The organism is Symbiopectobacterium sp. Eva_TO, from assembly GCF_053848865.1.
In genome coordinates this window covers 544,500-556,884 of sequence record NZ_JBSPEY010000004.1, presented here as the reverse complement: position 1 = coordinate 556,884, position 12,385 = coordinate 544,500, and the positions used below count along the sequence as shown (strand labels likewise).

Here is a 12,385-nt window from a genome sequence, read left to right as displayed (position 1 = left end):
TTTACCTGTTTTGGAGACATCCATTTATTTAAGACCTATGAAATTAAACGGTTTCCTCATAGAGCTTAGCGTTATTTAACGCTTCACTCTCTCCCATATTTTGACGAATAGTACTCATATACGCTTTAGCTTTAGCAACTAAAGATGAATCCTCACACCGTGAGCAAATAATATCAAAGCACTGTAATGCCTTAACAACATTCCCCATAAGCAGTTGGCACTGTCCAGAATAAAAGACAGGGTTGAAATCATTCTCAGCCATTACATACGCCAGTGAATAAAAATCACACGCCTTGCTGTAATTTTTCTTTACCTGGTTAACAGCACCCAAACCAATAAAGTAGTCTGGATTTTTAAGATCATAGAGGCAAAGAAAATGGAACAAATTTTCCGCTTCATCTAACTGGCCATTTTTGTATGCCTGATAAGCATACGCATAGACATTTTCCATCATGTCATCAGTAATGCCATGAATCTCTTTTAATGTCGCCCCATGTTCCAATGTTGCGGTCATTAATAACGTTGCTTCCTGCTCGGTGATAACACCAGTGTTTTGTTCCATTTTCACTCTCCTCAGTAGGGTCACCGCTTACTGCTGATGACCGTTATTAAACCATGCGTTTATTTGATATTCACATAAAGAACGCTCATTCACCGTGTGCTCACGGGGGAGAGGCATTCTCATTTTTCCAATCACTTTCAACTTGTTGCAACCACACAAGGATACCGATGACATTATCCAACTCCTCAATGCTGACAAAAGAGTATAGCTGATGGGTTTTAAATATTCGTCGTGCCAACTTAATATCTTCAACAACAGGAACACCCACCTTCTCAGCATAAGCTCTGACGGCAAGTGCTCTCTGATTTCTCTCGAGTACAGAGATAAATGGAATACCCACCACCTCCATATTGAGATAGATCCCAACCGCAATATGCGTTGGGTTAGCAATAATTACTGCTGATTTTTCAATGTCATTTTTTATTTGCTCAGACAATAGCTCAGCATGCAGTTCTTTACGCTTAGATTTTATCTCTGGATCACCGTCCTGCTCTTTGAATTCTCGTTTAACCTCCTGCTTGTCCATTTTGAGATCTCTTATATGAAGGAAGTACTCGGCAAGCGCATCCAATACAAACACCAATAGCGCGCAGGATAAACATAGATAGATTAATGCGCCAAAGAGTTTCCCCCATACCAGAAATATTTGTACGGGCTCAGCATTGAGCTGAGAAAAAACCATATGTTTGTGTTTATTCCAAAATACCATAGCGGCGACGATAAAACTCGTCAGGAAAAGTAAGGTTTTCACGACATCTTTTATTGTACGCAAACTAAATAATTTCTTAAAACCGTTAACAGGGTTTAAGGCATTAAAATTCAGTTTCAGCGCTTTACTGGCAAGCAAAAAACCGGTTTGCAATAACGTTGGAAACACCGAGGCAGCAATACAAAGCAATAGGAAAGGCAAAAATAACTTTAGCCCTGTCCAAAACATCGCTTCAGCATAACCAAGCGCATCGTGAGTAAAACCATTTTCGATGACAAGTCGCCACATGGACATCAACTCAAAGACGCCGGAAAAATTAATCAGGTACTGCACGCCTAGCAATATCAGACAAGCAATGACCAAATCCTTACTCTTAAACGACTGACCTTTTTTCGCCGCGTCTTTTTTCTTTTTGTCAGTCGGTTTTTCCGTTTTACTTCCAGACATAAATTCCCTTTATACTTCAGGTTCACGCTGACGTGATAACCACGACATCACCAGCCAAGTAGATCGACGGGATAAAGGCGCAAATCCATAATGCGGTCGGGCAATATGGGAGTGAAATAGAGCAGTAACAACAAGAATCCAATAAGGCTCTTAACCGTCAATGCCAGCGAAAAGGCATTCAACTGCGGGGCAAACCGTGCCAGCAATCCTAAAAAAAGTTCAGACAACAAAAAAATAATAATCAAAGGGCTCGCAAGAATAACGCCATTCTTTACCACCAACGTAAGGAACCCGAGAACGGTACTATAGGCCGGTATATCCAATTGATAAGGTTGCCATAATTGATAACTTTTCTCGAAAACCTCCAGCATTAACAGTAGCCCACCGCTTTGCAGCACAATAACGGCAGCAAAGAGGTTGAAAAAGTTAGCCAGTTCTGAAGTATCCACGCCTGAAAGTGGGTCAATGCTACTACTCAGGGTTGCACCACGCTGATTATCGATAAAACTCCCCATCGCGTGCATAACCCAACACGGTAAACACAGAAAACCAGCGATGATCAGACCAACAGCTAACTCCTTACCAATTAAAATTAAAAACCAGATGTTATCGTACCCAGCTATCGCTTCTCCCGTATGCGGCCACAACACACTGCCCGTAAGCAAGGCAACGGGTAACCTGATAGCGCCAGTCAACGTATTATTGTTGAAAAAGGGCAACAATATAAACGCAGGCATCAAGCGAGCAGATACCATAGCCATTTCATAAAGCCAGGTGTGAAGGTCGAAAAAAATTCCAGTAAACATATTGCTTATCACTCAAGTGCTATTCTTATTACTTCACGAGCATAATTAAGCATAATATCGCCATACCACCCGGAAATAAGAAACAGACACAACGCTACGCTTAATAATTTGACGCCAAAAGGCAATGTCTGTTCTTGAAGTTGAGTTACTGTTTGGAATAAACCCACCAACAGTCCCACTATTGTGGCTACGACAATAGGTAATGCCGACATTGTCAAAATCAGGTAAAGCGCTTTATTGCCTGCGAACGCTATTTCATCCATGATGACTCTCCACGGCTATAACGCCAGTTCCAGGTATTGTGTTACCAACCCTTTGGACAATAGCGTCCATCCGTCTAACACAACAAAGAGAACCAATTTAATGGGTACTGAAATGGTTACGGGACTCATCATCATCATACCGAGCGCCAGCAAAATACTGGATACCAGCAAATCGATAACAACGAATGGCAGGTAAAGATAGAAACCTATCTTGAACGCACTCTTTATCTCGCTTAAGGCATAAGCGGGTAATAATGCCAAGATAGAAGTACGCTCTTCTTCCTGCACTTCACTATCGGAATTATCTCCACGTTGAAGGTGAGCCCGCTCAAAAAACTGAGCCAATTCAGCATCAGAATACCTCTCAAGATAATCCCGATAACTATCCAGTCCATTCTCAACAAAATGTAATACCGATTGACTGTCCCTTGTATCGACATTGGCTTGCTGAAATTGCTCATAGCCATTTTTCACCACGGGCAACATGACAAAAAAAGATAAAATCAACGCTACGCCATTCAATGTCATATTTGAAGGAACTTGCTGAAGTCCCAATGCATTGCGTACCATCACAAAAACAATGGAAAACTTTATATAACAGGTTCCACATGCGATTAAAAAAGGAAGAAGCGTCGAAAATGCCAGTATCGCAATCAGAGAAATATCATTGCCTTGAGACATCACCAGCCTCTTGATAAATATCTTTTATTTCAATACCTAAACGATCCTCAATCCACACCAACTCACCCTTGGCAACCGGCACACCATTAGCAATAATGGATATATTCTGTTCTGCATCAGGATGACATGGAATAACCTGACCTTGATAAAAGGATTCCAATTCCGCAACAGTGAGAGTGCTTTGTTGCAATACTACATTGAGTTTTACTTTAATCTCGTCACGCGATCGTACTGGAGTAACAGCAACCTCATTGATATGCTCTGACGCAGATAATTCATTTTCACTTTCTGACATTGCCGTAACGTCCGTTTCATCAAACATAAATCCCTCCTCAATTTTGATAAAGCGCCCCAAAACATGGTTTGATGAGGCAACCGTACATTCTTCATGATTTACCAGTATCACATCACCACGCTGAACGCGTTTGAGCAAAGCCGTAGAGATATGGCTGTAGCCAATTTGAAACTGGATGGATAAAGGCAGATCGTCTGCCTTCAAATGGCGGATGCCCTCGTCCAACGTGGGGTGGGAAGGAAAGGTATGCAGCCATACGCGCCCTTGCGATGTCATGCAGGCGTAAGTCTGTGGTGGAACAGATGATGTTTCCACCCGACCTTTGCTTTCCAAACGTTGATATGCGAGGTCTTGCGGCAACCCATCAATAGGCCGTACACAATTGATGAACAGGGTCTCCAACTGAGCTGGCGACCACGATGCACTCGACAATGCAGCGCTTTGAGGCACTCGGTGGCAAAACCAGCTCTCCAGATCGATAATGCCCTCCCATCCCGTATCTGCAATAAAATGCAGCAGGTGATTGCCTGGCACCAAGCGCTGGCATACGTCAAAGCCTTGGTGTTGCCAGGTTTTCACTCTGCGGCGCTCGGAGAGTTCGCGCTTTGAATAGCCGCGTAGGTGTTGACCAATCACGCATTTTCCTCATTGGCAAATGTGTTGTGCTCTTTCTTTGGCTGCTCATCTTCCTCAGAAAACACCCATTCCGGATCGCCTTGACCCTGCCCCTCATAATCCGCTAAGCGCTGATGAACCAACGGATCAGAAACCTGCAACACATGTGGTGCCTTGGCGTGCGCGCCTATCAGCACATTGACCTGATGGCCATCTCCCCAATCCGAAAAGCGGTACAGCAATTGCTTCTCAGACGCCGTTTCATTTAAGGCGGCATTACCGATGTTTCTGAGTATTGCCTCAGAGGGAAGTGGCTGCCGGCCCGCCCCTGCGAACGCGTTATCCGCACCACGTGCCGACGTCTCCCCCGAGAACGAGCGGTGTTGCACATCACTAGGCAGTGGAATGGAAGATGGTGAGTGCTCACTTTCAGCCTTGGGGGCAGGCATTTCTGAAGGCATGCTCGTAGAGGGCAAAACAGCCATATCTGCTACCTGACTGACTATCGCGTGGGAAAGTGGTGTATCACGACGCTCCTGAAGTGCAATGGCAGCAGACTGACCATGCAACCCACCGACTATCGCCACTTTTTCCCCCACACTGGCAGAAAATACGTATAAATCAATTAGTTGGTCTGTTTTACTCCTTGGTACCCCCTTACCAAACGCTACCTCAGTCGCGCTGATATTTACGGTCTTGCCCACCTCGGTGCGCGTTTCTGACTGCGTGGACAGCGTAACTTTTCCTCGCCCGCGTTCTCTCCATTTGCCCAGGCTGGCATGCAGTTCCGGTAGTGCTGCGGATAGCGAGGCGTGAGAAAGCGCTACAGGGGGTAAGGCACCTTCCTCGTGTCCTTTCTTCACCTGTTTTACTTTTTGCTTTATGGCATTTAAAACCATGTGTTTTAAACTTTGCGTCGCATTCTCTCCCATGCTGGGATTACTGCCAGAAAAAATGGCTTTCACTCCATTTAACGTCGCCATGATATTCTTTCCTCTATCTCGTTATCTTCAATTTTGGCATCTCTGATACGCTTATTTTTTCGAACTTGGTGTTGGAGCGATTCATATTTCTTTATCTTTCTATCGAGCAGCTTCCTTTTTTCGAATATCGCCAGACGCTCTTGTTCACACTTTTCCTGTTCGAGAATTTTTTGAGATTTTTGAACTTTGATGTCCGCCAATTTCTTCTTGAGTGCACCTTGTCGCCGTTGTATCGCGAAGATTTTCGCTTTATTGGTTTCGCCTCCGGGATACAAACTTCGGCTGAGCATCTCAATAGCTGAAATCTCTTTTTCGAAGCTGTCTATCTGGGTAATTAATGTGTTGTGCTCACTTTTTTTTCTATTGAGCAGAACATCATTACGCTGAATTTTTAAGGCAACATGCCCAACCAACGTTTTCATTTCACGAAGCATGACGTTTCATCTCATCGGTTATCGTATTGAAATCGGCGTGTTCATCGACACGTTGCTTTAACCAGGCAAACAAACGATCGCGTTTATTCATCGCACGGTCGTTCTCTTCATTCTCGCCCGGTTGATACTCCCCCAGATCGACAAAGAGTTGCAGCTCATCAATTTTTGCTAAAACGCGACGTAGTTCGCCCGCGTAGTGAAGATGTTCACTGTCACAAACCTGGTTAGCAACGCGACTAACACTGTTCAGCACATCAATCGCCGGATAGTGATTCTTGGCCGCCAATTTACGACTCAGGTAGATATGACCATCGAGAATTGAGCGAATCTCTTCCGCGATGGGATCCGGCTCATCATCACTTTCCAAAAGAATGGTGTAATAGGCCGTGATACTTCCCGTTTGAGTGACGCCTGGGCGTTCCAATAGCTTGGGCAAGGCATCAAATACCGAGGCAGGATAACCGCGCCGCGCCGGTGACTCCCCCGTTGCCAACGCCACATCGCGTAGCGCCCTGGCATAACGCGTAATCGAATCCAGGAAGAGCACGACATTCATGCCTGCATCACGAAAATATTCAGCAACGGTGGTTGCAACCTGCGCCGCATTGCACCGATTCAACGATGAATAATCTGAAGTCGCGTAAACCAAAATACACTGACTCTGACGATCGGACTGACGCAATGCTTCAATGAATTCCGTCACTTCACGCCCACGCTCACCGACAAGCGCAATCACAAAAACATCAGCCTGTGATTGCTCGATAAGCATGTGCATCAAGGTCGTTTTCCCACACCCTGCCGATGCAAAAATACCCATGCGCTGACCCACGCCGCAAGTAATCAGCCCATCAATGGCTCGGATTCCGGTCAAAAACGGCTGCCGGATACCCACTCGGCCCTGGTACAGTGGTGGCGGCGCATCTATGGTGCGGCGCTGCCAGGCAAACCCTCGCTCCTCTCCTGCTAATCGCTCCACAACTTCACCAAACGGGTTCAGCACACAACCCAGCAGGTCGTGACTTATTACTACCGACAGCCCTGTCCCTGTAGGACAAATTACCGCCTCTCGCGACAAACCTTGCGCATTACCTATCAAACTCAGCAGTGTCGTATCGCCATGAAACCCCAATACCTGAGCGCGGGCCAGGATCTCTGGCTGGCTCCAGCCTTGGCGAACTTCGCAGACTTCCCCGACAGTCACACCGGGCAATCGTGCTTCAATGATGGAGCCAGACAGGCGCGAAGGATGTGCTTGTTGACGTAAGAGCTGTCGGTTCGCCATTAGCGAATCACTCCCAAAAAAGCTTCTTGCAATTGGAAAAATTCGTCCATTGCATCTGCAAAGCGAGCACCATCAGTCAGATAGTCAGGATGTACCAACCCTTTTAATTCGATGGTGTCATTGTTAATGGCAATCTGTAATTGCCCAGTCATCGCAAAATGGCACCCTTCCATAATTTTTTCCTGGATTTGGGCTGATTTATGCTGCAATAACCCGGGTGTATTTTCACTGAGCTGTGACCAGATCCATATCTGCCCATCAACATTGCTAATTAACAAGCTGGGATAATTTTCAAAATCGAGCGCAATGGTTGAATGACCATCAAAATCACTCAGAATGGATTCATCCACCCCACTGTGCAGTAGCGCATCACGAACCAATTTTACAATATCAATATACATTTCAGTTCTTCCTTAATTAAATGGTTTTCACCACATTGATTGATACCGTATCGGTTATTTCACCGAACGATATAACTTCAAGATCTTTAAAGCGTGACTCGAGAAAACGCTTTAAGAAACGGCGTATATCCACCGAGGAGAGCACAACTAAATCTTTACAAGACATCGCGACACTCTCCATGGCCAGTGCAAACCGATCAATCAACTCATCTGCCACAGAAGGTTCAATATGAAGGAACACACCCGTTGAGGTATTTCTAATACTCTGCCGAATATGGTCTTCAAACTCTGCGGATAACATAATCACGCGAAGCGAATTTCCCACAGAAAATTTATGGCAAATATAACGTGAGAGTGCACCACGAACATGTTCCACTAAAGAAATAACCTCTTTTTCACGCGGTGCCCATTGGGCAAGGGCTTCCATAATTAACCGCATATTACGCACTGAAATACGTTCACTCAAAAGGCGCTGTAATACTTCAGAAATTCGCTGAATAGTGGCATGGCGCATAACTTCTTTCATCAGGTCAGGGTATTTCTCTTCCATTTTATCGAGAATATGCTTTGTTTCCTGAACGCCGAAATACTCATTAACATGACGAATCAACACGGCGGCCAAGGTGTAATACATTTCATCAATACCACTACGCAGCTGATACCCTAATGCAGCAACAGATTCTCGCTGTTCTTCGGCAATCCATTGCATGTTATCAATGGTAGACACCGGTATTCCAAGGTGTAGCAGCTCGTCAGAACCGTTAACAACGCGGTATTCATTGAATTTTATTTGAAAACGCTCTGCGCTAATTTCATTGATTAACACAGAGACTGTTTCAGGTTCTATGTGCTCGGACGCTCTCACCGTTATTTCCGGCAGGTTTATCCCATAGTCAATAAAGAATTGGCTGCGAAAGCGTTCAGTAATATTCGCCTTTCCCAGCATCTGTTCATCGCTTTTGTTAACGACAAGAATCAAAGGCACCGTTTCTGCTGAAACATTATTCAGATTGTTAATGATACCCAGTGAGCTTTCCGCTTCGGCCAACACATCCCCTTCATAAGGTTGATGTGACGTTGCCCCCTCGAGAGCGGTCTGTGCCTTCTTGTTTTTCCAACGTTGATAACCGTAAAGTCCGGCGAGCAGCAATGCCAAAATCATAAATACAGAAAAGGGGAATCCTGGCAGGCTGCCGATGCCCAAGGCAATAATCGCCGCAATCACCAGTACTGAGGGGTTGGTGAACAGTTGATCAACAATGGTGCGACCCATGTTGTCGCCATCACCATTGACACGCGTCACAATGAAACCCGCGCCAATGGCGATCAACAGCGCCGGGATTTGAGCAACCAGACCATCACCTATCGTCAACATCGTATAGGTAGAGAGCGCGGTTGACATATCCATGCCATGAATGGATACCCCGACGCTAATGCCACCAATGAAGTTGATGAAGATAACGATGATTCCGGCAATCGCATCGCCCTTGATAAACTTCATCGCACCATCAAACGAGCCATAGAGTTGGCTTTCACGCTCGACCACACTGCGCCGTGACATGGCATCTTCAGCGTCAATGGAGCCCGCGCGCAAATCCGCATCAATACTCATTTGCTTTCCTGGCATGCCATCCAGAGAGAAACGTGCTGCTACTTCAGCGACACGTTCGGCACCTTTGGTTATCACCATAAATTGCACAATGGTGACTATTGCAAAAATCACAAACCCAACGACCAGGTTTTCCCCAATAACGAATTCACCGAACGTGGAAATGATTTCACCCGCATCTGCATCGTTTAAGATCAGGCGACTGGTACTCACGGATAGCGCTAATCGAAACAGCGTTGTAATCAGCAACACAGAGGGAAATGTTGAAAAGCTCAGTATTTTATCAATATAAAACGATGCTAAAAAAACCAGAATGGACAAAACAATGTTTAACCCAATAAAGAAATCGACCAAATAGGTTGGCAGAGGAATAACCAACATAGAAATGATCACAACAATCAATATAAGAATAAAGAGTTCCGGATGGTTCCTTACCCGATTTAAAAAGTCAATCATCCTATCAACCTATTTTATTCAACTTATGTATAGAAATCACTGTGCGGTTTTCCGCTGTTCAATTCGCTCGTGGTATAACGCTGTATTGAGTTTTTCTTCAAAACACATCAATAATTTTATTCTTTCTTCCTCTGAAAAAAAAACTTCATGAGGTAATTTTTTGCAATAGTAGTAGATCATTTGTAAAACTACCGCTCGATTTTTATGTTCTGCAAAACGTAAATGATGACCTACCGTTTGCGAAAGCAACATATCCACATCATCAGTGTGTTCGATCATGCCGAAGAGCAATAGCAGCCAGGTCTCTTCTTTTTCATCAACATCGCGAATAAGAGGGTTCTTGAGTAACCCCTGCACAAACAAAATATCACTCGATCGGATACGCTTAATTTGCTTTATTCTTTCCTGAAGAAAGAAAAACTCCGAATGACTACAGCTGGGATCAGCCGCGTCAATATCCGCCAACAGCGCATCTTCCATAAACGTGGTCAGGATTCCGCGATTTTCAACGCCATAGGTCGATATCCACGTTTGGTACTGCATCAGATCCGTATCATCATTGGCTAAAAAGCTTCGATAGCTCTCGCGCAGTAATGTGGGAGTCATCTTGAGCGTCGAGCCTAATAACCGAGCCTTTAGCGCAACATTAATTCCGGCTTTTAAGCGCTTGGGGTCCGCTTCTTTTTCAACCTGGGACAGCAGCGCTTTGAGACGTTTCCGGCGTATCTCATCCAGATTTCGTCGATACAACAACTCGCGTAAAACCATCACCAGATCGCTCTCATCTGGAAACAATGCGCGCGCCTGTTGTAAAAAACGCATAATAGCCGCCCCTTCTTTCCCATTCAGGGCTTGAAGCAGCTTGCCCACCTTCGGCTGAGCATCATCATCTAACACGCGCTCAAAGCTGCTTTCTTCCATTGCGCTTGATTTCTTTTCATATTCCCTGCGCTGGCGAAAACGTCCCGCAACCTCAGACATATCATCCGCAGCGTTATACAACTTCTGCGCTCTGGCTGCAGGAGAAAGATCTTCCATATCCTGCATTTCATCGCCAGATGGAACATTACTCTGTTCAGCAGAAACTTTTTTTTCTGCGTTCTGCTTCTCTCGTCGAGCCATCTGAAGCTGGAGAGAAGAACTACCAGACCCAATGCTTATCGCCATTTTTGGCTGTCCAAATAATTGGTCATCCAGTTTTGCAATTGATCGTTACCCAGATCTTTGCGTATATCGTTAATCATCGTGTGTGCATCCGGTGATAACGGTGCATCAATCTCTCTTGGCTGAATCAGGAATACCCGCACCATGCTTGATTCTCGGTCGCGAGAATATTGGAACAGTTTGCCAAGCAGGGGAATGTCACCTAACAGCGGTATTTTCCCTTCCACCGTGCTTCTTTCATCATGGGTATACCCGCCAATCAACAAGCTTTTTCCTTTCGGCACGCGGGCGATGGTGCTGATATTGGTTCTGCCAACTTCAGGTAACGTGGAATCATTGGTTTTTGTTGTATCAAACTGGCTACCATCTTCAACGTTCAGCATCATTTCAATTTCCCCGTTCTCGGTAAAACGAGGAAGTACACTGACCAAGGTACCGTAGGTGACGTTTTCTAACTGGGCGGTGCGTTCACCCACCAGGCTGGCATAGAAGGTTCTACTGTTGTCAAAAATAGCCGGAATATTTTCCTGGGTCAGCAGCATGGGGCGGGAAACAATGTTGGCTTTTTTCTTCTCACTCAATGCCAATGCCGTAACCATAAAGCTGGCGCCATCAATCGTGCTCGTGCCTCCGTTAAGCGAAATACCCAGATTGCCTCCAACATTCAGATTGCCACTCCACTGAACGCCAAGATTGTCGAAAGCTTCTTTTTGTAAATCCACAATCCAAACGGAAAGTTCAATATGCCGCTTGGCGACATCCAAGGTTTTCGCCAGATTACGAATATATTCAACCTGCTCAGGGTTTCCTCGCACCAGAAGGCTATTAGTTCCGGGCTCGGCAATAACACTCACTTCACTGGCGTTGCGAGCAATATTCGCTGCAGCCATCGCATCTTCATGCGCATAGCTGTCAAGCAAATCCTGCGGCAGATCGACGGTATCCAGTTCAGTTTTGACCCGTTTACTCGGCACCACCTGCATGCTTCTCCCTGCCGTCGGTCCGGTACTGATAATTTTATTTATCACCGTCGAAATGCCTGGAATGACGATTTTTTCATCGCGGTATTTAAAGGAACGGTCTTCAACAAAAGTGTTGTGTAGCTGAATCACGGCAATGCTCTCTCGCCCGTCGAAGGTATCATTTTTTTGATCGAGATATTTCGCCGTACTCGTGACCAGATCGACATAGATTGGCGGGCCAGACACATAAAAAGTGGAATTGCGATTATCCGAACGCAGAGGAAAGCGAGGATCGTGCAAACCGGAGTTCTTCAAAAAGCTTTCAACCGTGCTGAATGAAGTATTACGCAAAACGATAACTGCATTACGCATTTCCGTTGCGTCATAGACATAAATTGCCTGGCCATCACTGTACCAAATCAGTCCAAGCTGCTCGGATACCGATACCAACACATCCTGCGGACGGCTCAGATCAAACTCACCGGTGACTTTCTTACGTGCCGCCAGCTTACTTAAAATCACGGGTTTTCTCATGGCAGCAGAGATAGCATCAAAAATGCCATTCACACTCTCCTGCCGGGCCATATATCCGCTTCCCTGGCGAGAAGATTGATTATTCTCATTTACTGTTTCTGCAAATGCCTGTATTGGCATTAGTACAAACAGTAATATGGCTATTGATGCCCGTATTTTTGTCGAAAAATCTGTACTCATCT

13 protein-coding genes are annotated in these 12,385 nt (G+C 45.3%); all 13 read right to left on the bottom strand.

The window, feature by feature from the left end; translation table 11 throughout:
• Window positions 1-43 precede the first annotated feature (43 nt).
• Window positions 44-562, bottom strand: coding sequence for a type III secretion system translocator chaperone SicA (gene sicA, locus ACWWJF_RS04870; protein WP_455868818.1), 519 nt, complete (start codon window positions 560-562; stop codon window positions 44-46).
• Between the two features lie 100 nt (window positions 563-662).
• Entirely contained in the window at window positions 663-1,718 is a 1,056-nt protein-coding gene (locus ACWWJF_RS04865; protein WP_455868817.1) for an EscU/YscU/HrcU family type III secretion system export apparatus switch protein, read from the bottom strand.
• Between the two features lie 47 nt (window positions 1,719-1,765).
• The gene (gene sctT, locus ACWWJF_RS04860) at window positions 1,766-2,524 is read right to left on the bottom strand and encodes a type III secretion system export apparatus subunit SctT (RefSeq protein ID WP_455870932.1); all 759 of its coding nucleotides are present in this window, start codon (window positions 2,522-2,524) and stop codon (window positions 1,766-1,768) included.
• An 8-nt stretch (window positions 2,525-2,532) separates the two neighbouring features.
• The gene (locus ACWWJF_RS04855; RefSeq protein WP_455868816.1) at window positions 2,533-2,787 is read right to left on the bottom strand and encodes an EscS/YscS/HrcS family type III secretion system export apparatus protein; all 255 of its coding nucleotides are present in this window, start codon (window positions 2,785-2,787) and stop codon (window positions 2,533-2,535) included.
• A gap of 15 nt (window positions 2,788-2,802) precedes the next feature.
• On the bottom strand, window positions 2,803-3,468 hold the full coding sequence (locus tag ACWWJF_RS04850; protein ID WP_455868815.1) for an EscR/YscR/HrcR family type III secretion system export apparatus protein: 666 nt from the start codon (window positions 3,466-3,468) through the stop codon (window positions 2,803-2,805).
• Entirely contained in the window at window positions 3,452-4,342 is an 891-nt protein-coding gene (locus ACWWJF_RS04845; RefSeq protein ID WP_455868814.1) for a FliM/FliN family flagellar motor switch protein, read from the bottom strand. Before ACWWJF_RS04845 ends, ACWWJF_RS04850 begins: the two co-directional genes overlap by 17 nt.
• 53 nt (window positions 4,343-4,395) lie before the next feature.
• A complete protein-coding gene (locus ACWWJF_RS04840; RefSeq protein WP_455868813.1) occupies window positions 4,396-5,343 on the bottom strand; it encodes a SpaN/EivJ family type III secretion system needle length determinant in 948 nt (315 codons plus the stop codon).
• Window positions 5,344-5,348: 5 nt separating this feature from the next.
• Window positions 5,349-5,795: a hypothetical protein gene (locus tag ACWWJF_RS04835; RefSeq protein ID WP_455868812.1), complete on the bottom strand. Its 447-nt coding sequence runs from the start codon at window positions 5,793-5,795 to the stop codon at window positions 5,349-5,351.
• Window positions 5,785-7,077 (bottom strand): type III secretion system ATPase SctN, encoded by a 1,293-nt coding sequence (gene sctN, locus ACWWJF_RS04830; RefSeq protein ID WP_455868811.1) that lies wholly within the window; start codon window positions 7,075-7,077, stop codon window positions 5,785-5,787. Before sctN ends, ACWWJF_RS04835 begins: the two co-directional genes overlap by 11 nt.
• Window positions 7,077-7,478, bottom strand: coding sequence for an InvB/SpaK family type III secretion system chaperone (locus ACWWJF_RS04825; protein ID WP_455868810.1), 402 nt, complete (start codon window positions 7,476-7,478; stop codon window positions 7,077-7,079). Before ACWWJF_RS04825 ends, sctN begins: the two co-directional genes overlap by 1 nt.
• A 16-nt stretch (window positions 7,479-7,494) precedes the next feature.
• On the bottom strand, window positions 7,495-9,543 hold the full coding sequence (locus ACWWJF_RS04820) for an EscV/YscV/HrcV family type III secretion system export apparatus protein (protein WP_455868809.1): 2,049 nt from the start codon (window positions 9,541-9,543) through the stop codon (window positions 7,495-7,497).
• Window positions 9,544-9,579: 36 nt separating this feature from the next.
• A complete protein-coding gene (gene sctW / locus ACWWJF_RS04815) occupies window positions 9,580-10,710 on the bottom strand; it encodes a type III secretion system gatekeeper subunit SctW (protein WP_455868808.1) in 1,131 nt (376 codons plus the stop codon).
• Entirely contained in the window at window positions 10,701-12,383 is a 1,683-nt protein-coding gene (gene sctC / locus ACWWJF_RS04810; protein ID WP_455868807.1) for a type III secretion system outer membrane ring subunit SctC, read from the bottom strand. Before sctC ends, sctW begins: the two co-directional genes overlap by 10 nt.
• Between the last annotated feature and the right edge of the window lie 2 nt (window positions 12,384-12,385).